Source organism: Glycomyces xiaoerkulensis (genome assembly GCF_002798405.1).
Classification (GTDB): Bacteria; Actinomycetota; Actinomycetes; order Mycobacteriales; family Micromonosporaceae; genus Glycomyces; species Glycomyces xiaoerkulensis.
This window is the reverse complement of the sequence record NZ_PGGV01000027.1, coordinates 56,480-80,274: the sequence shown is the minus strand read 5'-3', so window position 1 is coordinate 80,274 and position 23,795 is coordinate 56,480. Positions and strand designations below refer to the sequence as shown.

The following is a 23,795-nucleotide window of genomic DNA, read 5'->3' as shown; positions in this document are numbered from 1 at the left end:
TCAGGTGATCCGCCGCTCCGCCGGTAGACGGGACCGGGTGAACAGGGCCGCCCCGGCCATCGCGATCGCCGGCACCGCCAGCAGCGTGAGCGCCAGGTTCGGCCACGGCAGGTCGAATCCGTGCAGGTTCTCCAGCGGATACTGCCACCGCAGCCCCTGGTTCATCGCCGCCGCGATCCCGCCGTAGCTCGCCAGGCCCACGGCGGTGCCCAGGGTCGCACCCAGCAGCGAGATCACCGCCGCCTGCCACATCGACAGCCGCCGCCGCAGCCCGGGGGTCGCCCCCACCGCGCCGAGCGTGGCCAGGTCGCGGCGCGTCTCGGTGATCACCAGCCCGGTCGCGACCGCGGTCGCGCCGAGCGCGACCACGCCGGTGATCGCCGCGGTCACCCACGACGTGACGACCTCGACCGACAATCCCTCCAGGGGCCGGTAGGCACTGGCGTGCACGTCGCTGGAGGGGTCGTTGTACCCGGCCCCCAGGAACGAGGCATGCATCGACTCGATGTCGGCGCCGGTGACCTCCGAATCGGCCAGCACCAGGAAGTCCCGGTCCAGCCGCTCGCCCGGGACTTCGCCCAGCTCGGCGGCTGCGGCGGTCCCGAACACCACCTCGAAGCGGCCGAGCCGAGGCGACTGCGACGCCGTCGCCGGGAACGGGAACTCGGCGGTCTCCGCCTCGCCCTCGCCTTCCACGGGCGTCAGCGTCCGCTCCACGGTCGCGGTGCCGTCCTCGCGCACCAGCAACGGATCGCCGACTATGACGCCGCCCGCCTCCAAGTGCGCCACGGCCGCGTCCAAGGCTTCGCCGTCGAGGCCGAGGTACGCGCCGATCACGTCCGGGTCGTCGGACACCAGGGAACCGAACGTACTCCGGTGCGGATCGCCGGCGGTCAGGGTGCAGCGGTCGTCGGCGACCGCCTCGCGCTGCTCGGACTCGTTCAGTTGACGCTGCGCAGCGCGGTCATCGTAGGGGCACACCAGGTCGGCGGGCCGCGGCACCTCGATCCGGCAGCGGAACCCGACCCGGCCGCAGTCGGTGATCCTGCCGAACTCGTGCAGTTCGGCTCCGTCCAGTTGCCCCTCAACGATCGCGCGCACCTCCCCGGCGGCCGCCTCGACCTGCTCGGGAGTGGCCCGGAAGCCGCCGTCCCCGTCCCGGGCGGCGGAGACCGAGAGACTCATCCCGCCGGTGGGCGGGCTGGTCAGCGAAGTACCGCCGTCGTAGCGCTGCGCGTCGCTGACCGTCCACATGGTGATCGCGATGCCTCCGGCCACCACGGCCATGATCGCGGCGACCGCCGGTGCGGCGGCACTGCGATTGCGTCCGGTCTCGCGCAGCGCGATCCGCGGGGCCAGGGCCAGCCGCCGCCCCAGCCGGGAGACCGCCGCCACCAGCCCCGGGGTGCAGCACACCAGCCCCAGTTGCAGCGCCGCCAGCCCCACGACCATGCCGATCGTGGACCGGGCGAGCACTCCGGCTGCCCCGGCGGCCGCACCGAGCGCCACCAGGCCGAGGCCGAGGAACACCCACCGCTTCCTCGCCCGCGGCCGCGGCCGACGCCCGGCCAGCGCGGCCACCACGTTCACCCGGGAGGCGGAGATCGCGGCCGCCAGCGCCGACAGCAGGCCGGTGACGACCGCGAAGGCGGCGACGGCCGCCTGCAGCGCCGGCCATACTCCGAACGAGGCGGCGCGGTGGCCGACCGCCAGCTCGAACAGCGGCAGCGCCGCCCGGGCGATGAGGAGGCCGAGCCCGATCCCGATCACGGCGGCGACGACACCGAACAGCAGGCCGCCGGCCAGCACGGTGCGCCGCAGATGCGCCGGGCTCGCGCCGGCGGCGCTCATGATCGCGAACTCCCGGGCGCGCTGCTTGACGCTGATGGCGAAGGCCGGGCCGGCCAGCAGCACCACCTCCAGGACGACCAGGGTGACCAGCAGCGCGGCGATGGCGACCGCGTCGGCGTCCGGTCCGCCCGTCTCCTGCGGCGGGGGCGAAGTGGGCGGGTTCCGCGCCATCTCGCTCGACCAGACGACCAGCCCGAGGTCGTTGAGCGCCCGCGCGTCCTCGGCGGTCAGCTCCCCGGGCACCGACACCAGCCAGGACGCGAGGCCGTCGCTCGAGCCCAGGTCGGGGCTGACGGCGAAGTCGGCCCGCAGCCTGCTGGGGCGCTCGACGAGGCCGACCACCTCGTAGTCGACCCATTCCTCGTCCTCGCGGACCGCGAGCCGGTCGCCCGTGCCCGCGTCGAGGTTCCGGGCCAGATCCACGCTGAGGGCGACCTCGCCGGAGCCGGGGGCGCGGCCCTCGACGGTGAGCAGATTCCCCGTCTCGTAGAGCGGGTTGGACAGGTCGTAGTCGAGGAACTCCGCAGCGCCGATGCCGTCCGGGGTCGCGATCATCATGGACCGTCCGGGCAACTGCTCGTTGAAGGGGACGGCGCGGGCGCCCTCGGGGAGCGCCTCGAGCAGCTCGCCGGCGGTCGCCGGACCCGAGTCGTCGCCCGCTCCGTACCGTTCGGCCTGGGGGTAGCGGCCGGTCCAGGTCCGCTGGGTCACCGGCCCGTCCGAGTTGGCCTCGACGTAGGCGTCGGCGTCGCCGGTGAGCTGCTCGACCTCCTCGTAGGGGGTGAGTTCGGTGCTGTCGAAGGCGCTGGCGGCCAGGGAGGTGCCCAGCAGCGGCAGTCCTAGCAGCGTGATCGAGAGGATCGACCGGCCCTTGTGGCGCATGGCCTCTCGGCGGGCGATGCGCAGGGCCGGTCTGAGGCCGCCGCTCATCGGCTGGCCTCCCCGAGGAGGGACTCGGGCTCGCTCAGCGGTGCCGAGGAGTCGACGATGCGGCCGTCGCGCAGGAACACCACTCGGTCGGCCCAGCCGGCGTGGCGGGCGTCGTGCGTGACCAGGAGGCCGGCCGCGCCGGCGTCGCAGCGCTTGCGCAGCAGTCTGAGGACGTCCTCGCCGGTGACCGAGTCGAGGGCTCCGGTGGGCTCGTCGGCCAGCACCAGGCGCCGCTCGCCGATCAGGGCCCGGGCGATGGCGGTGCGCTGGGCCTGGCCGCCGGAGATCTCGTCGGGGAACCGGTCGGCGATCCGGGCGTCGAGGCCGACCTCCTCGAGCGCGGCCAGGGCCGCCCGGCGGGCCGCCGAGGCGCCCCGGCCGTCCAGTTCGAGCGGCAGGGCGGTGTTCTCGGCCGCGGTCAGGCTCGGCACCAGGTTGAAATCCTGGAAGACGTAGCCGATGCCGCGGCGGCGCAGGGCCGCGAGCCGCTTGCGCGAGAGCGAGGACAGCGAGGTGCCCTCCACTTCGACCTCGCCCTCGGTCGGCAGGTCGAGCCCGCCGGCGAGGTTGAGCAGGGTGGACTTGCCGGAGCCGGAGGGGCCCATGATGGCCACCATCTCTCCGGACTCGACGGTCAGTTCGGTTTCGACGAGGGCGTGGACGGCGTTCTCGCCGTCGCCGTGGACACGGCTGACGCCCCGCAGGTGCAGGACGGGCATGGGGCTACCGCTTCTCCTCGGTGGTCTCGGGGGTTCCGGTGGATTCGTAGTCGCCGATCGGACGCGGGGCCGGGAGTTCGGCGCGGGACACGACCGCCTCGGTGTGGTCGAGCCAGCGGATCTCGGCCTCGGCGCGGAAGATCATCGATTCCAGCACCAGCTTCCAGGCCAGGTCGGTCTCGGCGTCGTCGGCCTTGAGGCGGGTGTACTCCTGGAGGGTCCGCAGGGTGGAGGTGCGCTGGCGCTGGATGACGTCGGCGACGTCGACCCCGGGCGTGGTGACCGCCAGGGCGAGTTTGATGGTGAGTTCGTCGCGGGGGCGGTCGGCGGCGCGGACGGGGGAGGCGAACCAGCCGGAGAGGTGCCGCCGGCCGGCTTCGGTGATCCGGTAGGGGCGCTGGCCGGACTCGTTCTCGGGGAGGGCCTCGACCATGCGGTCGCGCTCGAGCCGGGCCAGGGTGGTGTAGACCTGGCCGATGTTGAGCGGCCAGGTGGCGCCGGTGGTGCTCTCGAAGGCGATCCGGAGCTGGTAGCCGTAGGCGGGCCCGCGTTCGAGCAGCGCCAGCAGGCTGTGTTTGACACTCATGTGCAACCTCGCATACCTCAGGGAGATACTGAGTATGCCATATTCGGTATGCTGCCGACGGGCGAGCCCGGTCCCGCGGTCGGTGCCGACCGGCTCAAGCGGGGCGGCCGGGCCAGGGATCGGCCGCGGTCTCGCCGAGCACGGTCCTCCAGCGGGCCAGCACCTTCGCGCCGTCGGTGAACATGTTCAGGCAGATCTCGCGCTCGGCCGGCTCGTCCGAGGCGATCCCGGCCCTCCAGGCGGTGGCCAGCCGCTCCTCGATGCCGAGCAGCAGCTCCCGGGCCCCCTCGGCGTCCTCGATCGGGTCGAGGTCGTAGCCGGGTTCGGCGGCGAACGCCTCCCAGCCGTGGGCGTCGTAGTAGTCGAGCAGCGCGTCGCGCCGATCGCGGTGCTCGGCCTCGACCGCCTCGGCCAGGTCCCGGGCGGCGCCGCCGAGGTGAACGGTGGCGGCGCCGTAGGCGTAGATGGCCGCGTACTCGCCGGCCAATCCGGTGTCGACGACGCTCATGCGAGCACCGCCGCGTGGGCCGCGCGGCAGGCCGCGATCTCGCCGAACACCACCGTGTAGTCGCCGTCGGTGGCCAGGCAGGCGTCGGCGGCCTCCCGGCTGCCGGCGGCCTCCGCCTCGACGAGCGCGGCGGCGTCGGCGATGTCGGGGGCCGCTTGCTCGGAGATCCCCGAGGGCCTCAGCAGGCGCTCAAGGGTCTCGATGTGGGCATGGTGGTCGGCGGCGAAGTCGTCGTATCCGAGCGCCTCCGAAGCCTGGGCCAGGTCCCTGGCGGTGCGGAGGGCTGCGATCAGGTCGGGGTCGGAGGCGATGAGCGTGGCTTTCGTCGGCGTGCAACCTGCCGCGGTCAATGCGGCGGCTCCGAACATGAGGAGTCCGCGTCGGGTCGTGAACACTCCCCAAGTTTCCCAGGCTCGCTTTCGTTTGTCCCGGGGGGCGGCTAATCTCGGCGGAACGGAGGCGGACTAAGAAGGGGTCACATGACATCGAAGCAGCAAACCGAAGTGGAGGCGATCGTCGGTCCCGCGGTCGCGCGCACCGGATTCGACCTGGAGGGGCTGACCGTCACCAAGGCGGGGCGGAAGTTGTTGGTGCGCCTGCTGATCGATTCCGACGACGGGGTGAATCTCGACGACGTCGCGGAGGTCTCCAAGGCCGTGTCCAAGGCCCTGGACGAGGCCGACGGCATTGGTGGTCCCTTCGCCGAGGCTGCCTATACCCTGGAAGTGTCCTCTCCAGGCATAGACCGTCCGCTGACCGAGCCTCGGCACTGGCGGCGTAATATTGGGCGCTTGGTGGCCGTGCACATCGGGGAGGAGCCCGTCACCGGGCGAGTCGTGGCCGCCAACGAGCGGGGGATTGAACTAGAAGTCGACGGCTCACGCCGTTCGGCTAACTATGCCGAGCTGGGGTCCGGCAAGGTGCAGATCGAGCTGAAGTAGGCATCGGTCGATGGCGGCTCGCGCGCCGGACGGCCCCGGCGAGGACAACTCAAGACTTTAAGGAGAACGGGTGCATATCGACCTGGCTGCGCTGCGCTCATTGGAACGCGAGCGTGACATCCCTTTCGAGACAATCCTCGGCGCTATCGAATCGGCGCTGCTGACGGCCTATAAACACACCCCGGGAGCCGACGACCGCGCGCGAGTGGCGGTGGACCGGACTTCGGGCGTCGCGACCGTCTGGGTGCCGGTGCTGGACGACGAGGACGGGGTCGTCTCCGAGCGGGACGACACCCCCGAAGGCTTCGGCCGCATCGCGGCCCAGACCGCCAAGCAGGTCATCCTGCAGCGGCTCCGCGAGGCCGCCGACGAGGTGAACTACGGCGAGTACTCCGGCAAGGAGGGGGACATCGTCACCGGCGTCGTGCAGGCGCACGGGGACCGCAACGACCGCGGCATCATCACCGTCGACCTGGGCAAGATCGAGGCCACGCTGCCGCTGAACGAGCAGGTGCCCGGCGAGTCCTACGACCACGGCAAACGGATCAGGGCCATCGTGATCCAGGTGAACCGCACCGCCCGCGGACCGCAGGTGACCCTCTCGCGCACGCACCCCGGACTGGTCAAGAAGCTGTTCGCCTTCGAGGTCCCGGAGATCGAAGAGGGCACGGTGGAGATCCCCGCCATCGCCCGTGAGGCCGGTCACCGTTCGAAGATCGCGGTGCGCGCCACATCGAAGGAAGTGAACGCCAAGGGCGCCTGCATCGGCCCGATGGGCTCCCGGGTCCGGGCGGTCATGAGCGAGCTCGGCGGCGAGAAGATCGACATCGTCGACTGGGACCTCGACCCCGGCAAGTTCGTCGCGAATGCCCTTTCACCTGCGAAGACGCTGACGGTTCGGGTGGTCGACGAGACGACTCGCTCCACCGAGGTGGTCGTCCCCGACTACCAGCTCTCGCTCGCGATCGGCCGCGAGGGCCAGAACGCGCGCCTCGCCGCGCGCCTGACCGGGTGGCGTATAGACATCAAGTCCGATGCTCACGTCGCCGGCGGGGCGATCGAAGGCACCGGCCCGGCCGGTGGCGGTCGCTAGTCTGGGAGGTAGACTTAATATCGGATCGCAACGCAACGCAGCGGTAGTCCGCACCTGTGTGGGATGCCGAAGACGCGACGCGGCTGCAGAGCTGCTCCGCGTCGTCGTTCATCGCTCCGAAGGGTCGGTACCTCGGCTGGTACCGGACCCCCAGCGCCGCCTCAGCGGCCGAGGAGCCCATGTGCACCACGATTTGAACTGCCTTGACCAGGCAGTTCGTAGGCGTGCGTTCACAAGGTCCCTCAAGGTGGAGGGGCCGGTTGACGTTGCTGCGGTGCGAGCCCTTGTCGAGTCGGAGTCGGTCGAGAGATCGGCTCCCGCACACGAAGCAGGTAGAGACCGAATGAAGACCACGCGATGAAGTTCGTCCGATGAACTGGTTGCTAGTGGAGAGATGAGGTCGGCGGGCGCTGCCCGCACGACCTCGAAGTGAGGAGTGCAGTGGCAGCAAAGCCCCGCGTACATGAGCTTGCGAAGGAACTGGGAACGACGAGCAAGGAAGTGCTCGCCAAACTCAGTGACATGGGCGAGTTCGTGAAGTCAGCGTCGAGCACGGTCGAGGCGCCGGTGGCGCGTCGGCTGCGGCAGCAGTACGCCGACTCGCAGAAGGGTGCTCAGGCGTCGCCGGCGGCCGAGGAGGCCGCACCGGCCAAGGAAACGGCGAAGGCGGCGGCCTCCAAGCCGCGCCCGGCGGCGCCCAGCCCCGCCAAGATCGCCAAAGCCAAGACCGACGTCAAGGCCGCGAAGAAGGCGCCTGCGAAGAAGCGGACGTCGCAGAAGTCGACCGCCCCCAAGCCCGGTCCGAAGCCCGGGCCGAAGGCCCCGGCCCAGTCCCAGGTCGAGGAGCCGCGTCCGGCCAGCGCCCGCGACATCGAGGTGGCCGCCGAGCAGAAGCGCGCCGAGGAACTGCTGAAGCGGCAGCAGGAGCAGCAGCAGGAGGCCGCCAAGCGCGCGGCCCAGCCCGCGCCGCCCAAACCCGGCCCGAAACCGTCCGCGCCGAAGCCCGGTCCGAAGGCCACCCCCAAGAACCCGTTCGGCGTCTCCAGCGCCGGGACCGGCTCCAAGTCGCGTCCGGCCGAGGGCGGCGAACGTTCCGGCGGTCCGCGCCCCAGTCCGCGGAACATGCCGCCGCGCCCGAACCCGGGCATGATGCCCTCGCGTCCCGCCGGCGGCGGCCGCGACGGCGGCGGAGGCCGCGGCGGCCGCGGACGCGGTGGCGGCGGACGCCCGAGCCGCGGCGGCGGCGGTGGCGGCAACTACCGCGGCAACTTCGGTGGCGGCGGCGCCGGCCCGCAGGCGGCGCCGGCCCCGTACCGGGGCGGCGGCGGCCGCGGCGGCGGCAAGGCCCGCGGCGGCGGTGCGGCCGGCGCGTTCGGCCGCGGCGGACCGCGCGGCAAGAGCCGCAAGTCGCGTCGGCAGCGTCGGCGCGAGTTCGACAACCTCTCGGCGCCGAAGGCCCAGGCGGGCGCGCCCCGAGGCAACGGCGAGTCCATCCGCCTGCCGCGCGGCGCCACCCTGTCGGACTTCGCCGACAAGATCGGCACCCTGCCGGGCACGCTCGTCCAGGAGCTGTTCGGTTTGGGGGAGATGGTCACCGCGACCCAGTCGGTCCCCGACGAGACGCTCGAGCTGCTCGGTACGCACCTGGAGTGGGACGTCAAGATCGTCAGTCCCGAGGAAGAGGACAAGGAGCTGCTCGCGCAGTTCGGCATCGACCTCGACAAGGACAACCAGGAGGAGGCGCTGGCGCGCCCGCCGGTCGTGACCGTCATGGGCCACGTCGACCACGGCAAGACGAAGCTGCTGGACGCGATCCGGCACTCCAATGTGGTCGATGGCGAGGCCGGCGGCATCACGCAGCACATCGGCGCTTATCAGGTGAAGGTCGAGCACGAGAACGAGGACCGCGCGATCACCTTCATCGACACCCCGGGCCACGAGGCGTTCACCGCCATGCGTGCCCGCGGTGCGAACGTCACCGACATCGTGGTGCTGGTGGTCGCGGCCGACGACGGCGTCATGCCGCAGACGGTCGAGGCGCTCAACCACGCCAGGGCCGCCGAGGCCCCCGTCGTGGTGGCGGTCAACAAGACCGACCTGCCCGGCGCCAACCCGGACAAGGTCCGCCAGCAGTTGACCGAGTACGGGCTGGTCGCCGAGGAGTACGGCGGCGAGACGATGTTCGTGGACGTGGCCGCCAAGCCGCGCATCGGCATCCCCAACCTGCTCGAGGCGGTCCTGCTGACCGCCGACGCGGCCCTGGAACTCCGGGCCCCGGTCAAGGGCAACGCCCAGGGCGTCGCGATCGAGGCGCACCTGGACAAGGGCCGCGGCCCGGTCGCGAGCGTCCTGGTCCAGAAGGGCACGCTGCGGGTCGGCGACTCGATCGTGGCCGGCGGCGCCTACGGGCGCGTGCGGGCGATGCTCGACGCCGACGCCAGGCGCGTCAAGGAGTCGACGCCGTCGTTCCCGGTGCAGGTGCAGGGCCTGGCCTCGGTTCCGATGGCCGGGGACGTGTTCCTGGCCGCGGACGACGACCGCACGGTCCGCCAGATCGCCGAGCAGCGGCAGGCCCGCCGCCGCGCGGCGCAGCAGGCGGCCCGCGCCTCGCGCACCACGCTCGAGAACCTGATGGACCGCATCGCCGAGGGCGAGCGCACCACGCTCTCCCTCATCATCAAGGGCGACGGCGCCGGCTCGGTCGAGGCCCTGGAAGAGGCCCTGGTCGCACTCGATGTTCCCGAAGAGGTGCAGCTCCGGGTCATCCACCGCGGCGTCGGTCCGGTCACCGAGAACGACGTCAACCTGGCCGCGGCGGGCGACGAGGAGCCGGCGACGATCATCGCCTTCAACGTCCGCGCCGAGGGCCGGGTGAAGGACATGTCCGACCGCGAGGGCGTCGACATCCGCTACTACACGGTCATCTACAAGGCGATCGAGGAGATCGAGACCGCGCTCAAGGGGATGCTCAAGCCCGAGTACGAGGAGGTGGAGCTCGGCTCGGCCGAGATCCGCGAGGTGTTCCGCTCCTCGAAGTTCGGCAACATCGCCGGTTGCATGGTCACCAAGGGCTCGGTCAAGCGCGGCGCGAAGGTGCGCCTGGTCCGGGACGGCAGCGTCGTCACCGAGACCACGATCGACTCGCTGCGCCGGTACAAGGACGACGCCACCGAGGTCCGCGAGGGCTACGAGTGCGGTATCACCTTGAAGAACTACAACAACATCGAAGAGGGCGACTCCATCGACGCCTTCGAGATGCGCGAGAAGCCGCGCGAGTAACTCGGCGACGAAGCCGCGGCGCGGCTCGGCGGGTCCCGGCGAAGACCGGGTTCCGGCCGGGCCGCGCCGCGGCCGTTCGCGGCCCGGGACCCGCGGGTGCTACGAGCGCAGGTAGGTGAGGACCGCCTTGACGCGGCGGTGGTGGTCGCCGTCCTCGGAGCTCAGGTCCAGCTTGGTGAAGATGTTGCGGATGTGCTTCTCCACCGCGCCGTCGGAGATGAACAGCCGCCTGCCGATCGAGCGGTTCGAGTGCCCCTCGGCCATCAGCTCCAGCACGTCGCGTTCGCGGGGCGTCAGCGACGCCATCGGGTCGTCGCTTCGCTTGCGCACCATGAGCTGCGACACCACCTCGGGGTCGAAGACCGTCCCGCCGCCCGCCACGCGGCGCAGCGAGTCCATGAAGTCGTCGACGTCGATCACCCGGTCTTTGAGCAGATAGCCCACCGCGCCGCGCGCGTCCGCGAGGAGGTCGTCGGCGTAGGACACCTCGACGTACTGGGAGAGGATGAGCATCGGCGCGCCCGGGACGCGCTCCCGGGCCCGCGTGGCGGCCTGCAGCCCCTCGTCGGTGAAGGAGGGCGGCATCCGCACGTCCACCACCGACACGTCGGGCCGGTGCGCCACGACCGCGTCGACGAGCGCGTCCCCGTCGCCGGCCGCGGCGACGATCTCGCAGTCGAACTCCTCCAGCAGCTTCACCAGCCCCGAGCGGATCAAGACCGCGTCGTCGGCCACCACTATCCGCACCCGTCACTCCGTCCCATCGACTCGCCGCTCCCGCCACTCGGCAGACTGGAGCGAACGCCGTCTACTCGCACGGCACCTCCGCGACGATCACCGTCGGCCCGCCTTCGGGGGAGTCGAGCGTCCAACCGCCCTCGGTGGCTTTGATGCGATCGGCCAGACCCGAGAGCCCGTGCCCCTTGGCGACGTGCGCGCCCCCGACGCCGTTGTCGCCGATCGAGACCACCAGCCTATCGCCCCAGTCGTCCACGGTCACCGAAGCCTGGGTGGCATCGGCGTGCTTGGCGGTGTTCGTGAGCGCCTCGGCGACCACGAAGTAGACCGTGCTCTCCACATTGGCCCGATACCGCCGGTCGAGGTTGGTCTCGAGGTCGACCGGCACGTTCGAGCGTGCCGTCAGCGCCGCCAGTGCGGCCTCCAGGCCGCGGTCGGTCAGGATCGGCGGGGCGATGCCGCGGGAGAGCGCCCGCAGCTCGTCGATCGTGTCCCGGGTCTGGCTGATCGCCGACTCCAAGGTCTTTTGGGCGGCTTCGGGGTTGGCTTCCATCTGCCGCCGCACGCGGGCCAGCTCCATGCCGAGGCCGACCAGCCGCTGCTGCGGACCGTCGTGGATGTCGCGTTCGATGCGGCGCAGCGCGTCGGCCTCGGCGGAGGTGGCCGCGTCGCGGGACTCCTCGAGCACGTCGATGCGCTGGTGCAGGCCGCCGACCGTGGTCAGCAGGCCGCGCCCGATGTGGGCCTGGGCCAGCGCCAGGCCCCGCACGACCGGGTACAGCGTCGCGGCGAACACCAGGCCGCCGAGCACCGCGAGGACCGAGGCGGCCAGGTAGGAGTCGCCCCATCCGAGCCACTCGGTCGCGTAGACGATCCCCTGGTCCTCGCGGCCGACCGCCATCCAGATGATCCACCCGTACAGCGGATACAGCAGGGTGGCCAGGGTCGTGCTCCACCACGCGATGGTGATCGCGAACGAGGCCACCGCGACCGGGAAGACCGCCACCGCCCACAGCAGGTTCAGCCACGCCTGCCCGTCGATCAGGATGGTCAGGAACCTCCGGAGTCCGCTGCTGCCCTCGGGAGCCCGCCGGTAACGCGGCTTCGCGATCTTGCGGCGCAGCACCAGCGGCAGTTGCGCCCGTCCGGCGGCCGCCAGGCCGCGCATCGCGAACATCGTCGCGGCCAGCACCGGGATGCCGACCCAGATCGCCACCGTGCCGCTGCCGGCCGACAGTCCTGTGACGGTGACGACGAACGCGGCCAAGGCGATGGCGAAGGACGACAGGTTGTAGCCGGTGTCGATGCCCAGTTGCCGGAGTGTCTTCAGCATGCGTCCAATCTAAAGCGAGGGACCGGACGCATCGAGCCCGCGAGCGGGTCTTTCCAGGGTAAGGACAACCCCACTGTCAGCGGACGCCCGCGATCGGCGGTCCGGACTGCGGCGGCGCCGTCGCGATGGAGGCCACCGAGTTCAGCAGGCTGAGGATCGAGATCCCGATGACCAGGTTGATCGCCCCGGTCGCGATCTGCGACTCCAGCTCGGCGACCACGGTGAACGGGATCAGGACCGCCACCGCTGTGGCCAGCACCAGGATCCAGGTGAAGAAGCTCGTCGGCCGCGGCATCAGCAGCAGCATCAGATGCAGCAGGCCGGTGGCGAGCACGCCGACGGCGAACGCGCCGAACGCGTAGGTCGTGGTGGAGGCGTCGCCGTAGGCTCCGGCCTCCGACGGCGACAGGATGTGGATGCCCAGCACTCCGCGCACCAGCAGAATGCCGACCAGCGCTACCAGGGCCGCCACGATGGCGGTCCCGAAACCGCCGGCCCACAGTTTGCCGCCCTCCACTGCCGGTCCCTGCTGTGATCCCGACGGCGTCTCCGCCGGGTAGCGGCGCGTCTCGTCTCCGTACTGCTGGCTCCAACCGTTTTGCGGTGCCGACATGGCTGCCCCCTCGTTTCGCCTCTCTTCGGCCATGTTCCCAGTCATACGTGATCCAAACCGCCAAACGGGTGATTTCGGGCGGGAGAATCGCGCTTGGGAAACCGGTCGCCGACGCGTAATCTAGAGCGGTGTTCACCGGATGCGTTGAATTCGATGTCCTCCTCCCGGAAGACTCCCGGTCGCTGAAGGCCAAGCGATCCTATGTGCGCCCGATCGTGGCCTCGCTGCGGAGGTTCGAGGTCGCGGCGGCCGAGGTCGGCGACCAGGAGCTCTACGGCCGGGCCACGGTGGGGGCCGCCGCGGTGGCCGGCGACAACCCGCACGTGCAGGAGGTCCTCAACGCGTGCGAGCAGCACATGGCGGGGCGCCCCGAGGTGGAGCTCATCAGCGTCCGCCGACGCGTGTTCGGACCCGAGGACGAGTAGGCAGAAGGCAGGAATCCAAATGGCAGACGCGGCGAAGCAGGCCCAGGTGGCCAAGCGGGTCATGGAGCTGACCGCACAGGCGGTCCGGAAGCTCAAGGACCCGCGCATCGGCATGGTCACCATCACCGACGCCCGCATGACACCGGACCTGCGCGAGGCGACGATCTTCTACACGGTGCTCGGCAGCGACGAGCAGGCCGGGGCCTCGGCGGCGGCGCTCGACCGCGCCACCGGGCACCTGCGCACCACGGTCGGCCGCGCCCTCGGCATGCGGCACACGCCGTCGCTGACCTTCGTGGCCGACACGGTCCCCGAGCACGCCCACCGCATCGAGGAGCTGCTGGCCGAGGCAGCCAGGGCCGACGAGCAGGTCAACCAGATCGCCCGGGACGCCGCCTACGCCGGCGACCCGAACCCGTATCGCGAGCCCGAGAGGTCCGAGGGCGCGGAGTGAACCCGCCGGCCCCGCGGCGCCCGCGATCGGGCGTCCGGATCGGCGGCGGTTCCGGGCGCGCCTGAGAATTCACCGTCCCATCATATGGATTTCGTGCTGCCAAGTCCTTGAACGCCCGTTAAGGTTTCGAGGATGATGACCGTTACCGTCAGCTTCCGCGAGCAGGCCGACGTTCCCGAGAAGTGGGACGATGAGCGGGCCGAGGCGATCCGCGCGTTGCAGGAATCGCTCGACCGCCACCAGTAGGAGCCCGGCGCCAGGCTCCCCGTTAGCCTCTACGGCTGTGACCACACCACAGCCGGGCATCATCGTCGTCGACAAACCGCAGGGCATCACCTCCCACGGGGTGGTGGCCCGGATGCGGCGCATCTGCGGCACCCGCAAGGTCGGCCACGGCGGGACGCTCGACCCCATGGCCACCGGCGTGCTCGTCATCGCGATCGGCAAGGGCACCAAACTGCTCACCTACGTCTCCGGCCTCGACAAGGCCTACGGCGCCACCATCCGGCTCGGCCGGACCACCGTCACCGACGACGCCGAAGGCGAAGCGACCGCCGAGACCGACGCCTCGGCGGTGCCCCGGGACGCGATCGGCGACGCCCTGGCCGCGATGGTCGGCGAGATCGACCAGGTCCCCAGCGCGGTCAGCGCCGTGAAGATCAACGGCGAGCGCGCCTACAAGCGGGTGCGCGAAGGCGAGGACGTGGAGCTGCGCCCGCGGCGGGTGCGGATCGAGTCGATAGAGGTCGGCGCGATCCGGCGCGAGGGCGGATTCACCGACGTGGACGTCGCGGTGGCGTGCTCCTCGGGCACCTACGTCCGTGCCGTCGCCCGCGACCTCGGCGCGGCGCTCGGCGTCGGAGGCCACCTGACCGCACTGCGCCGCACCAGAGTCGGCCGGTTCGACCTGGAGTCGGCCGCGACCCTGGAGGCCCTGGCCGAGCGGTCGGAGCACGGCCGCCCGCTCGGGGCGATGACGCTGGGCCGGGCAGCGGCCGGCCTCCTGCCGGTCCGGACCGCCACCGAAGCCGAAGCCGGGGACCTCTCCCACGGCAAGCCCATTCGCGCCGCCGGCATCGCCGGGCGCTACGCGGTGCTCGGCGCGGACGGCGAGCTGCTGGCGATCCTGACCGAGCAGGGCGACCGGGCCAGGCCCGAGACCGTCTTCGCCGCCGCCTAGGTCAGCGCCGCGTCGCGGAAGGCGATCGGGGTCCTCCCGGTGCGCTGGTGGAAGTACTTGTTGAAGTTGGTCGCGCTCGAGAACCCCAGGCGCGCCCCGATCTTCGCCGCCGGCAGCGCCGAGCAGGCCAGCAGCCGCTTGGCCTCCAGCACCACCCTGCGGTCGATGAACTCCTTGGCCGGGACGCCCGCGTGCGCGAGCGTCGCCCGCGAAAGGGTCCTGGGGGAGCAGTCCAGCACCGCGGCGTAGTCGGCCAGCCGCCGGGTGCCTGCGAAGTCGCGCTCCACCGCGTCGCGGAAGGCCAGATACACCTCGCTCGGCTCGCTTCCGGTGCCGCCGGGCGCCGGCAGGGAGGCCACCCGCAGCACCAGGACCCCCAGCAGGTGCCGGAGCACCTGGAGGCGCAGATCCAGCGGCAGCCGGTCGGCCCCGGTGAACTCCCATTGGAGCTGGCTCGCGGCAACCCGCAGCAGCGTGCGGTCTTCGGGGCCCGGTTCCCGCAGCACCGGCGCGTGCGGATCGTCGGCGCACACGCCGATGGCCGTGTCCGGATCGAGGAAACCGCCCTCGAACCGGACCAGGGTCCCCTCGGCGCCTTCGAGATCGCCCCACCGCAGCATCTGGCCGGGGCGCGCCCACAGCCAGGACCCGGGCCCCATGGCGTACTCGGTGAAGTCCACGCAGTGGCGGAGCGCCCCGGAGGTGAGGGTGACCAGTTGGTGCAGTTCGGTCCGCGCGGGCCGGGCCAGGTCGCCGGCGGCGACCCGTTCGCGCAGTAGGGCAAGCGGGAGCACCTCGACGCCGGAGGGCAGCGCCTCCGCGGCGTTGAACGAGCGTGCCGGAGTGTCGTCGTATCGAGTTCGTACCAGCATCGACGTCCATTTTATCCGCTAAGGCGAAGTTTCGGTTCCGTGTTCTTTCTCTCAGGACGGGGCCGGATGCCCGTCGTAGCCTTGCGCCCATGGCAGAAGGCAAGACCGTGGATTTCTGGTTCGACCCGGCGTGCCCCTGGGCGTGGATGACCTCACGCTGGATCATCGAGGCGTCGAAGCTGCGCGACCTCCACATCCGATGGAACGTGATGAGCCTCTACGTGCTCAACGAGCCGCGGCTCGACGAACTCCCGGCCGACTACGCCGCCTCGATGCCGGGAACGCTGCCGGCGGTGCGCGTGGCGACGGCCGTGGCGCGGCGGTACGACAACCGGACCCTCGGCGAGTTCTACACGGCCCTGGGCAACCGCATCCATCTGGAGCAGGTGAAGGACTCCGAGATGTTCATCCCGGCCGCGCTGGAGCGGGTCGGCCTGCCCGTCGAGCTGGCCGAGGCGGGGAAGACCGAGGAGTACGACCCGGAGCTGCGCGCCTCGCACGAGCGCGGGATCGGCCTGGTCGGCATGGAGGTGGGCACCCCGGTGCTGGCGGTGGAGAACGACGGCGGAGAGCGGGTGGGCCTGTTCGGGCCCGTGGTGACTCCGGCCCCGGAAGGCGAGGCGGCCGCGAAATTGTGGGACGGCGTCTACGCGGTGATGACCACTCCCGGTTTCTACGAACTCAAACGGACCCGGACCAAAGGACCGGACTTCGGCAATCCGAACGCCGATTGACCGGCCGCATCGAGGCGACGTGAGCCCGGCCCCGCATTCCGGCGGGGCCGGGCTGCTGTTGTCTCTGCGGTTAGCTGACCTGGGAGAGCCAGGACTGCTCGGCCTGGCCGCCCGCGTGCCGGTAGGGCTCGAGATCGCGGTCCCACTCGAGGCCCAGAAGCTGGTCGAGGCCGCCGCGCAGGGCCTCGGCGCTGGTCGTGGTCGCCAGCAGGGCGCGGATGCGGTCCTCGGCGACCATGATCCCGCCGGCGGCGCTCATCGCCGCGCGGAAGACGCCACGCCCGGGGACGTGCATGATCCGCTCGCCGTCGACCCCGACGCTGGGGTCCTCGCTGACCTCGAACCGCAGCATGGGCCACTGCATGAGCGCCTGCGCGAACTCGGCGGCCAGGCCCGGCTCACCGGTCCAGGGCCGCTCGGCGCGCATGGTGCCGCGCTCGGCCTCCTGCGGGGCCCACCCGAGCTTGACCGTCGCGCCGCGGGAGGCACTGCCGAGGACACGCCCGATCGCCCACTCGACGTGCGGGCACACCGCCGGCGGGCTGGAGTGGATGTAGATCACGCCGCGTGTCTGCATCGCGCACCTCCTCGGGGATCGGCGTATCTCGGTAGTGGCTCACTCCTTGTGGTCAGGTGGAGGCGAGATGAAGTCGCCCAACGGGTGTCGGCCGGATCAAGTGGGGGATGAACTCGAATCCGGCACGCTTTTCCGCTCACATACATACTGACAGCTCTGAACACATCGCGCTAGGCTTAAACGGGCCCGGGCGCTCATTTTTTCCGTGATTCAATGCGTCACATCCGCTCTATGCGCCAGGAGTCATTCGGCGCCGCTGAGATACACTGACGTTGGACCGGCACAGTGTCGGTTTTTCTTTTGTGGTCCAACCCAGGTTCGGCGCCCGCATCCGGGGACGCCCCCTGCGTCTGGCCGACGAACCGACTGACACGACATCGTGAGGAGACCGGCGTGGCAGCAAACACTTCGAAAACCGCACGCGCTTCCGTCAAGGCCGGACAGAAGGGCGCCGGGGGAGGGCTCAACGTCCTCGGTGAGTTCAAGTACCTGATCCCGCTCAACCGGGGCAAGCACGTCTACCTGCGCGACATCACCAACGGGCGGACGCTCCACCTGGCCACCGGCTCGGAGGAGTTCACCGCCGCCGTCAAGCACCTGACCGATTCCGGCCACGGCGAGAAGATCAGGGCCGAGCTCCAGGGCTTCGCGTCCGAGCTCCCCGCCGAGCACGGCTGGGAGGAGACGCTGAAGGCGCTCGAAGAGGCGGACGCCTTCGGCGAGACCGCCGAGGCCGCCGCCTGAGCCCGAGACCCGGAGGCTCCGCCCCGCATCCGCGGGAGCGGGGCCTTTCTCTTCGCCCCGGAACGGCGCGGTTCAGTTCTCGTCGTCGGTGCACACCGGTTCCGACATCGGCGTCCGGCTCGCCTCCCACAGCGCGGCGACCTGGAAGCAGTAATCCTCGGCGGGAATGAGCCCGGACGCCGAGAACTCCGTGTCGGTGGTCTCCGACCCGAGCATGCTCGCCTGGTCGTCGCCGACGCGCTGCGACATCACGAAGTACTGCAACTGCGACGACGACTCGTCGACGTCGGCCGGCGGGTCCCACTCGAGTGTGATCTCGCCGTCGAGCCAGGACACGATCCGCACGTTCTCCGGCGCCCCCTCGCCGTCGGTCCGGGCCTGGTCGAGGTCGCCGGGATCGTCGGGCGTGAACAGCCACAGCCACCCGACGACGACCACCGCCAGCACGGCGGTGACCACCAGCCCGAGGACCACGTACGGTTTGAGGCCGCCTCCCGGCTTCGTCGACGGAGGTGCCTTGGGCGCCTTCGGTTTTCGTTTCTCGTTGTCGCGGCCGATGACCGGCGGCGCGAACGCCGGTCCCTGCGGCGCCTGCGGCTCGGCCCGCTGCTGCGCCCAGGGCGCCGGCGGCTGCATGCTCACCGGCGCCTGCGGCGGCGCCGAGTTCGGCGCGGACGACACCGGCGTCGACGCAGGGGCGGCGCCCGCGGAGCCGAACCGTCCCGGCGCCTGCGGCGCGGTGCCCGGCGGCGCCGAGCCGCCGAGCTGGTTCGCATAGTGCGGATCGACCGCCTGCCCGAGCTGCGTCCCATAGGAGTCGCCGGTGTTCCCAGCGGTGACGCCCCGGCCGACCGTGTACGCCGATTCCGGAGGCTGGGGCGGACCGACCGGCCCGGTGGGCGCGAACGGATCGAGCGGTGTCCGGCGCGTGCCGCGAGAGGCCAGCTCGGGCCGGTAGACCGTCTCCTCATCGCTGATGTCGCCGATCTTGTCCGGCCCCCGGACCTTCGCGACCCCGCCGCTGGAGCCGTACATGCCGCGCTGGAGCTCCTCGGCGAGCGCCGCGCACGACTCCGGTCGCCGGCCGGGGTCGCGCGACAGCGCGCGCACCAGCAGGTCCTCCAGCCACTCGGGGACGTCCTCGCGCGGGATCTTCGGCGGCGGCTCGTCCGATGTCACCCGCGCCCGGTGCTCGTCCGGATCGGTGCCGCCCTCCCGATTGGCGAACGGCGCGAACCCCGCCAGCATCTGCCACATCGACGAGGCCAGGCTGAACAGGTCCGAGGACGCCGTCTGCGCCTGCCGCAGCAGCGCCTCCGGCGAGGCGTGCAGCGGGGTGAGCTTGTCGATGGCCTCGGTCGCCGCCAGCGACGCCGGCGCCCGCGCGATGCCGAAGTCGGCCAGCGACGGGCCGTACTGGGCCCGCAGGATGTTCTGCGGCTTCACGTCCCGGTGGAGGATGTTCGCGTTGTGCGCAGCCTGGAGGGCCTGGCCGATCTTGATGCCGACGTCGAGGACGTCCTCGACGCCCAGCGGGCCCTCCGATTTGAGGATCGCCGAGTAGGAACCGCCGTCGCAGTACTCCATCACGATGTACGGCCGTCCGTCCTCGGTGGACCCGGTGTCGATGATGGAGACGATGTGCGGGTGGTTCGACACCGCCACCGTCGCCTCGAGCTCCTTGCCGATCGAGTCGGCGGTGGTCATGTCGTCGTCGACCAGCAGGACCTTCACGGCCACGGTCCGGTCCAGGCGCTCCTGCACGGCGCGGTAGACGAACGCGGTCGACCCGTGCGCGACCATCTCGAAGTCGCGGTAGCCGGGAATGGCCGGGGTGGGGGAGTTCAAGGCGGGTGGCTTTCTGTCGGGGACGGCTGTGGACGTCCCCAACAGATTAGCCGCTGAGTTACGCGTGTCCGTTCTGGCCGTTGAGCAGGTTCGCCACCCGGATCAGACCCAGGTGCGAATACGCCTGCGGGTGGTTGCCGAGACCGCGCTCGGCGATCGGGTCCCACTGCTCGGGCAGCAGCCCGGTCGGCCCGGCGCAGGCGAGGATCTGATCGAACAGCTCCTCGGCGTCGGTGCGGCGGCCCACCTGCATGTACGCCTCGGCCATCCAGGCCGCGCACAGGATGAACCCGCCCTCGGTGCCCGGCAGGCCGTCGTCGCGGTGGTAGCGGTAGACGGTCGGGCCGCTGCGCAGCCCGGCCTCGATCTTCAGCACCGTCTTGAGGTAGCGCGGGTCGTCCGGGGCCAGCAGCCCCGACAGGCCCACCCACAGCGACGCCGCGTCGAGGTCGTCGTGCCCGTAGGCCGCGGTGTAGGCGCCGACCTCCTCGTTCCAGCCCAGCTCCAGCACGTTCTTCGCGATCGAGTCGCGCAGCTCGGGCCAGGTCGGCCCGTACTCCATGCCGAACTGCTCGGCGACCTTGAGCGCCCGGTCGACCGTCGTCCAGCACATGACCTTGGAGTACACGTGGTGCCTGGGCGCCTGGCGTGCCTCCCAGATGCCGTGGTCGGGTTCGTGCCAGCGCTTCTCGACCGCCTCGACCATGCTGGTCATGACCTTCTGCTCGAAGTCGGTCAGGTGGCCTCGCCGCTGGGCGACCGCTTCGATGAGCATCGCGACCGGACCGAACACGTCGAGCTGCACCTGGCTGGAGGCGGCGTTGTTGATGCGCACCGGCCGCGAGCCCGCGTAGCCGGGCAGGGTGTCGATGATCGCCTCCGTCGAGGGCGGCTGCCCCTCGATGTCGTACAGGGGGGCCAGCCGCTCGGGATGGCCCACGGTCCGCTCGATGATCCCGGCGACGTATTCGAAGTACGACTCGGCCTCCTGGAGCGAGCCGAGGTCGACAAGCGCTTGGGCGGTCATGGCCGCGTCGCGGATCCAGCAGAACCGGTAGTCCCAGTTCCGGACCCCGCCGAGCTCCTCGGGCAGCGAGGTGGTGCCGGCCGCCAGGATCGCGCCGGTCGGCTGGTAGCACAGCGCCCGCAGCGTCAGCGCCGACCGCGAGACCGACTCGGGTTCGATGGAGGGGACCTTTAGGGACTCGGACCAGTTGCGCCATCCGGCCTCGGTGGTGCGGCGGCGGACCTTGACCGGCGGCTTCCACTCGCTGAGGTCCTCCACGCCGGCCCGCAGCTCCAGCGTCAGGGAGCCGCCGACCTGGTTCAGGTTCACTTCGGCGTGCGCCAGCGAGTGGTGTCCGTCCTGGTCGATGCGCCACTCCACACCGGGCGAGCGCAGGCTGATCGGCTCGTTCGCGCCCAGGACCTTCAGGCCGTCGTCCTCGATCGGCTGCAGTTGCACCGGGAGCTGCCCGAACTCCGGGCGGGGCGCGAAGGTGATCTCGACCGGGACCTCGCCGGTGATCTGGCGGACCAGCACGGTGGAGTTGAGATCGCCGCGCCGCCGCGGGGTCGAGTCCATCCAGTCGGTGACCGTCAGGCCCGGCCAGCGGGTCTCGACGGTCAGGGTGCCGGCCACATAGCGCTGTCCCAAGGGAATGCCGGCGTTGACCGGCTGCACGGTGAAGTGCCCGGCGTGCTCGCCGCCCAGCAGGTGGGCGAAGATCGAGCCGGAGTCGGGCCTGGGGTGGCACATCCAGGTCAGCCGGGCGTCGGGAGTCAGCAGGGCGTGGTTGGCGCCGTCGCCGAGCATCGTGTGCCGCTCGATCAGTTGCGTCGATTCGCCCTGGAGCCAGCTTCGGCGCGTGTCGACCAGGCGCGCCAGGAGCTTGGCGACCTCCTCGGGGTCGCCGATGCGCTCGTTGGCCTGGGTGGGGCCGGAGCCGACCCGCACGCCGATGTCGGGCCCGTGGAGGTGCGCGAACGCGTTCTCGTCGGTGACGTCGTCGCCGATGAACAGCACCGCCGACACCCCCAGTTGGTGCCGGAGCTTGTCGAGGGCGTCGCCCTTGTGGGTGGCCACCACCGACAGGTCGACGACCGCCTTGCCCTCGGTGGTCTGAATGCCCTCCCAGGTGGAGGGCCCGTCGAGGACCGCGTCGATGGCGGCTCTGCCGTCGGCCTCCACGGCCTCCCGCGTGTGCAGGGCCGCGCCGGCGGGCTTGGGCTCCACCCGGGTGCCCTCGTAGCGTTCGGCGATCGCGGTCAGCTCGGCCACGAGCTTGTCGCGCCGCCGCTGATCCTCGCTCGAGAGCGCCCGGGTGAAACCGACGTCGAATTCCGAACCGTGCGAGCCGACCAGATGTATCTCGGACGGCAGCCGGGAGAGGGCCGCCAGGTCGCGCAGCGCGCGACCGGAGATGACCGCGACCTTCGTCTGCGGCAGATTCGCGAGCGTGCGCAGCGCCGTCACCGATTCCGGGATCGGCTTGGCCTGTGAGGGGTCGGTCACGATGGGGGCGAGCGTACCGTCGTAGTCGCAGGCGACGAGCAACTGCGGAACGCGGGCAAGTCGGGTGAGGGCCGAGCGAAGCTCGTCCGAGGAGCTCAGTCTATCGGGACCGAGTCCCTCTGGGCGTGGTGCGGTCATCTGGCGTATCTCCAACACCGGTCAGTTTCGGAATGCGGGCTGATGCCTCTCTAGCCTTCCGCCGCATCGACGGCGGTCGAGCTGCCCGGATTGTACGCCGCGCTGCGCTCCGGAACTCCTAGCGCCGTGAGGAAGCTGCGGGCCCAGCGATTGACGTCGTGCTTGCGCAGATAGCGCCTCATCGCGCGCATCCTCTTCATCTTATCCTCCGGCGACGACTCCGCCGCTGTCACAAATCCGTCTTTCAAATCGGTCAAATCGTGCGGGTTCACGAGGTATGCCTGCCGCAGATCGCCTGCGGCACCGGCGAACTCGCTCAGAACCAACGCACCGTTGTTCTCGATCTGGCTCGCGACGTACTCCTTGGCGACCAGGTTCATGCCGTCCCGCATCGGCGTGACCGCCATGACGTCGGCCGCCTGGTACAGCGCCGCAAGCTCGTGCTTGTCGAACGATTGGTGGAGGTAGTGGACGGCCGGAAGGCCGACCTGGCCGAACTCGCCGTTGATGCGACCGACCTCACGTTCGACTCGCTCACGCAGGACCTTGTACTGCTCGACCCGCTCCCGGCTCGGGGTCGCCACCTGCACCATGACCGTCTTCGGCACCTCGAAGCGGCCGTCCTCGAGCAGCTCGCGGAACGCCTTGAGCCGCTGCTCGATGCCCTTGGTGTAGTCGAGCCGGTCCACGCCCAGGATCACCGTGTCCGGATCGCCCAGCTCGGCGCGGAGCTCCTTGGCGCGCTGGCGGGCGCGGTCGGTGCCCGCGACCTCCTCGTTGAAGGAGGTGTCGATCGAGATGGCGAAGGCGTCGGCCCTGACCAGGCGGTCGTCGACGGTGACGTAGTGGCCGCGGGGCCGGTGGCCGAGCAGGTGGCGGGTGAGCGAGAGAAAGTTCTGCGCCGCCAGCGGGCGCTGGAATCCGACCAGGTCGGCCCCGAGCAGCCCCTTGAGGATCTCCATGCGCTGGGGAAGCTGCATGAACAGCTCGACCGGCGGGAACGGAATGTGCAGGAAGAAGCCGATGCGCAGGTCGGGGCGCCGCTCGCGGAGCATGGCCGGGACGAGCTGGAGCTGGTAGTCCTGGATCCACACCACCGCGCCGGGCGCGGCCTCGGCCGCGCACACCTCGGCGAACCGGGCGTTGACCTCGTAATACGACTTCCACCACGAGCGGCGGAATACCCGCGGTTCGACCGCGTCGTGGTAGAGCGGCCACAGCGAGGCGTTGGAGAACCCCTCGTAGTACCGCTTGATCTCGTCGGCGCTTAGCTCGACCGGCAGCAGCTTGATGCCGTCGGCCTCGAACGAATCGGGGGCCTCGCCGGGCCTGCCGGCCCAGCCGATCCACGTGCCCTGGTTCGCCTGGAGGACTGGTTCGAGGGCGGTGACGAGGCCGCCTGGGGATCGGCGCCAGGTTGTGTTTCCCTCGTCGTCGACGACGGCGTCGACGGGGAGGCGGTTGGCTACGACGATGAAGGATGCGTTGCTCAATTTTGTAGTCCCTCCTTTACGGCAAGTATCCCGGATCGATTCGCCGGTTCCCGGCGGGGATTGCGCATCCGGCGGCCGAACTGGGAATCCGCGCCCGCCGGCCACCGGGCGGGCGGATCGGCCCGAGATCGGTGCGGACCGCCGAGGTGACCCATTTGAACGGCCGGGCGGGGCGAATGGCGGGAAACGGGCGGCGCTTGTCATCATTGAGCGGATCGATTCCC

At 70.9% G+C, this 23,795-nt stretch carries 22 protein-coding genes; 9 read left to right on the top strand and 13 right to left on the bottom strand.

Annotated features, from left to right (window positions below; all coding sequences use genetic code 11):
* From CUT39_RS09065 to CUT39_RS09045, 5 genes are all read right to left on the bottom strand, one after another.
* Positions 1-2,781 (bottom strand): ABC transporter permease, encoded by a 2,781-nt coding sequence (locus CUT39_RS09065; protein ID WP_100445745.1) that lies wholly within the window; start codon positions 2,779-2,781, stop codon positions 1-3.
* Positions 2,778-3,500: an ABC transporter ATP-binding protein gene (locus CUT39_RS09060; protein WP_100445743.1), complete on the bottom strand. Its 723-nt coding sequence runs from the start codon at positions 3,498-3,500 to the stop codon at positions 2,778-2,780. Before CUT39_RS09060 ends, CUT39_RS09065 begins: the two co-directional genes overlap by 4 nt.
* 4 nt (positions 3,501-3,504) lie before the next feature.
* Complete coding sequence (locus tag CUT39_RS09055) at positions 3,505-4,086, bottom strand: PadR family transcriptional regulator (RefSeq protein ID WP_100445741.1); 582 nt, start codon at positions 4,084-4,086, stop codon at positions 3,505-3,507.
* Between the two features lie 94 nt (positions 4,087-4,180).
* Complete coding sequence (locus CUT39_RS09050) at positions 4,181-4,594, bottom strand: DUF4439 domain-containing protein (protein ID WP_100445739.1); 414 nt, start codon at positions 4,592-4,594, stop codon at positions 4,181-4,183.
* Positions 4,591-4,989 (bottom strand): hypothetical protein, encoded by a 399-nt coding sequence (locus tag CUT39_RS09045; protein WP_100445737.1) that lies wholly within the window; start codon positions 4,987-4,989, stop codon positions 4,591-4,593. Before CUT39_RS09045 ends, CUT39_RS09050 begins: the two co-directional genes overlap by 4 nt.
* An 84-nt stretch (positions 4,990-5,073) precedes the next feature.
* Here CUT39_RS09045 and rimP point away from each other — a divergent pair, with 84 nt between their 5' ends.
* From rimP to infB, 4 genes are all read left to right on the top strand, one after another.
* On the top strand, positions 5,074-5,535 hold the full coding sequence (gene rimP / locus CUT39_RS09040; RefSeq protein ID WP_100445735.1) for a ribosome maturation factor RimP: 462 nt from the start codon (positions 5,074-5,076) through the stop codon (positions 5,533-5,535).
* Between the two features lie 70 nt (positions 5,536-5,605).
* The gene (gene nusA / locus CUT39_RS09035) at positions 5,606-6,628 is read left to right on the top strand and encodes a transcription termination factor NusA (RefSeq protein ID WP_100445733.1); all 1,023 of its coding nucleotides are present in this window, start codon (positions 5,606-5,608) and stop codon (positions 6,626-6,628) included.
* On the top strand, positions 6,570-6,989 hold the full coding sequence (locus CUT39_RS21745) for a YlxR family protein (RefSeq protein WP_100445731.1): 420 nt from the start codon (positions 6,570-6,572) through the stop codon (positions 6,987-6,989). Before nusA ends, CUT39_RS21745 begins: the two co-directional genes overlap by 59 nt.
* 80 nt (positions 6,990-7,069) lie before the next feature.
* Positions 7,070-9,907, top strand: a complete 2,838-nt coding sequence (gene infB / locus CUT39_RS09025) for a translation initiation factor IF-2 (RefSeq protein WP_100445729.1) — start codon at positions 7,070-7,072, stop codon at positions 9,905-9,907.
* 99 nt (positions 9,908-10,006) lie between these two features.
* Here infB and CUT39_RS09020 read toward each other — a convergent pair whose 3' ends face one another.
* The 3 genes from CUT39_RS09020 to CUT39_RS09010 all read right to left on the bottom strand — a co-directional run bounded on the left by CUT39_RS09020 (position 10,007) and on the right by CUT39_RS09010 (position 12,591).
* Positions 10,007-10,654 (bottom strand): LuxR C-terminal-related transcriptional regulator, encoded by a 648-nt coding sequence (locus CUT39_RS09020; protein ID WP_100445727.1) that lies wholly within the window; start codon positions 10,652-10,654, stop codon positions 10,007-10,009.
* Between the two features lie 61 nt (positions 10,655-10,715).
* Positions 10,716-11,978, bottom strand: a complete 1,263-nt coding sequence (locus CUT39_RS09015) for a sensor histidine kinase (protein ID WP_100445725.1) — start codon at positions 11,976-11,978, stop codon at positions 10,716-10,718.
* A gap of 76 nt (positions 11,979-12,054) precedes the next feature.
* Complete coding sequence (locus CUT39_RS09010; protein WP_157930569.1) at positions 12,055-12,591, bottom strand: DUF6069 family protein; 537 nt, start codon at positions 12,589-12,591, stop codon at positions 12,055-12,057.
* A 128-nt stretch (positions 12,592-12,719) separates the two neighbouring features.
* On the opposite strand from CUT39_RS09010, the gene CUT39_RS09005 reads away from it, so the two are divergent.
* From CUT39_RS09005 to truB, 3 genes are all read left to right on the top strand, one after another.
* The gene (locus tag CUT39_RS09005) at positions 12,720-13,016 is read left to right on the top strand and encodes a DUF503 domain-containing protein (RefSeq protein ID WP_100445721.1); all 297 of its coding nucleotides are present in this window, start codon (positions 12,720-12,722) and stop codon (positions 13,014-13,016) included.
* Positions 13,017-13,035: 19 nt separating this feature from the next.
* Complete coding sequence (gene rbfA / locus CUT39_RS09000) at positions 13,036-13,470, top strand: 30S ribosome-binding factor RbfA (RefSeq protein ID WP_100445719.1); 435 nt, start codon at positions 13,036-13,038, stop codon at positions 13,468-13,470.
* Positions 13,471-13,753: 283 nt separating this feature from the next.
* Entirely contained in the window at positions 13,754-14,650 is an 897-nt protein-coding gene (gene truB, locus CUT39_RS08995; RefSeq protein ID WP_232805677.1) for a tRNA pseudouridine(55) synthase TruB, read from the top strand.
* Here truB and CUT39_RS08990 read toward each other — a convergent pair.
* The gene (locus tag CUT39_RS08990) at positions 14,647-15,522 is read right to left on the bottom strand and encodes an AraC family transcriptional regulator (RefSeq protein WP_100445715.1); all 876 of its coding nucleotides are present in this window, start codon (positions 15,520-15,522) and stop codon (positions 14,647-14,649) included. The genes truB and CUT39_RS08990 overlap by 4 nt on opposite strands.
* 89 nt (positions 15,523-15,611) lie before the next feature.
* Between CUT39_RS08990 and CUT39_RS08985 the strand changes: the two genes are divergently transcribed.
* Positions 15,612-16,256: a mycothiol-dependent nitroreductase Rv2466c family protein gene (locus CUT39_RS08985; protein ID WP_100445713.1), complete on the top strand. Its 645-nt coding sequence runs from the start codon at positions 15,612-15,614 to the stop codon at positions 16,254-16,256.
* Between the two features lie 70 nt (positions 16,257-16,326).
* On the opposite strand, the gene CUT39_RS08980 is transcribed toward CUT39_RS08985, so the two are convergent.
* Positions 16,327-16,833, bottom strand: coding sequence for a DUF3145 domain-containing protein (locus CUT39_RS08980; RefSeq protein WP_100445711.1), 507 nt, complete (start codon positions 16,831-16,833; stop codon positions 16,327-16,329).
* A gap of 393 nt (positions 16,834-17,226) precedes the next feature.
* Here CUT39_RS08980 and CUT39_RS08975 point away from each other — a divergent pair, with 393 nt between their 5' ends.
* Positions 17,227-17,577: a hypothetical protein gene (locus CUT39_RS08975; protein WP_100445709.1), complete on the top strand. Its 351-nt coding sequence runs from the start codon at positions 17,227-17,229 to the stop codon at positions 17,575-17,577.
* 72 nt (positions 17,578-17,649) lie between these two features.
* On the opposite strand, the gene CUT39_RS08970 is transcribed toward CUT39_RS08975, so the two are convergent.
* Genes CUT39_RS08970 through CUT39_RS08960 form a run of 3 tightly spaced genes read right to left on the bottom strand, consistent with a single transcriptional unit; the run spans position 17,650 to position 23,778 of the window.
* Positions 17,650-19,425 carry a protein kinase domain-containing protein gene (locus CUT39_RS08970; RefSeq protein WP_100445707.1) on the bottom strand — a complete coding sequence of 592 codons (1,776 nt, stop codon included), beginning with the start codon at positions 19,423-19,425 and terminating at the stop codon, positions 17,650-17,652.
* 58 nt (positions 19,426-19,483) lie between these two features.
* A complete protein-coding gene (gene otsB / locus CUT39_RS08965) occupies positions 19,484-22,078 on the bottom strand; it encodes a trehalose-phosphatase (protein WP_100445705.1) in 2,595 nt (864 codons plus the stop codon).
* A gap of 50 nt (positions 22,079-22,128) precedes the next feature.
* Positions 22,129-23,778, bottom strand: coding sequence for an alpha,alpha-trehalose-phosphate synthase (UDP-forming) (locus CUT39_RS08960; RefSeq protein WP_408611127.1), 1,650 nt, complete (start codon positions 23,776-23,778; stop codon positions 22,129-22,131).
* Between the last annotated feature and the right edge of the window lie 17 nt (positions 23,779-23,795).

Coding starts and splice junctions, on each gene's coding strand:
- otsB (WP_100445705.1), bottom strand. CDS start 22,078: ATGACCGCACCACGCCCAGAGGGACTCGGTCCCGATAGACTGAGCTCC.
- CUT39_RS08985 (WP_100445713.1), top strand. CDS start 15,612: ATGGCAGAAGGCAAGACCGTGGATTTCTGGTTCGACCCGGCGTGCCCC.
- CUT39_RS21745 (WP_100445731.1), top strand. CDS start 6,570: ATGCTCACGTCGCCGGCGGGGCGATCGAAGGCACCGGCCCGGCCGGTG.
- CUT39_RS09065 (WP_100445745.1), bottom strand. CDS start 2,781: ATGAGCGGCGGCCTCAGACCGGCCCTGCGCATCGCCCGCCGAGAGGCC.
- CUT39_RS08980 (WP_100445711.1), bottom strand. CDS start 16,833: ATGCAGACACGCGGCGTGATCTACATCCACTCCAGCCCGCCGGCGGTG.
- CUT39_RS09055 (WP_100445741.1), bottom strand. CDS start 4,086: ATGAGTGTCAAACACAGCCTGCTGGCGCTGCTCGAACGCGGGCCCGCC.
- rbfA (WP_100445719.1), top strand. CDS start 13,036: ATGGCAGACGCGGCGAAGCAGGCCCAGGTGGCCAAGCGGGTCATGGAG.
- CUT39_RS08990 (WP_100445715.1), bottom strand. CDS start 15,522: ATGCTGGTACGAACTCGATACGACGACACTCCGGCACGCTCGTTCAAC.
- rimP (WP_100445735.1), top strand. CDS start 5,074: ATGACATCGAAGCAGCAAACCGAAGTGGAGGCGATCGTCGGTCCCGCG.
- CUT39_RS09015 (WP_100445725.1), bottom strand. CDS start 11,978: ATGCTGAAGACACTCCGGCAACTGGGCATCGACACCGGCTACAACCTG.
- CUT39_RS08960 (WP_408611127.1), bottom strand. CDS start 23,778: ATGATGACAAGCGCCGCCCGTTTCCCGCCATTCGCCCCGCCCGGCCGT.
- CUT39_RS09010 (WP_157930569.1), bottom strand. CDS start 12,591: ATGTCGGCACCGCAAAACGGTTGGAGCCAGCAGTACGGAGACGAGACG.
- CUT39_RS09060 (WP_100445743.1), bottom strand. CDS start 3,500: ATGCCCGTCCTGCACCTGCGGGGCGTCAGCCGTGTCCACGGCGACGGC.
- CUT39_RS09050 (WP_100445739.1), bottom strand. CDS start 4,594: ATGAGCGTCGTCGACACCGGATTGGCCGGCGAGTACGCGGCCATCTAC.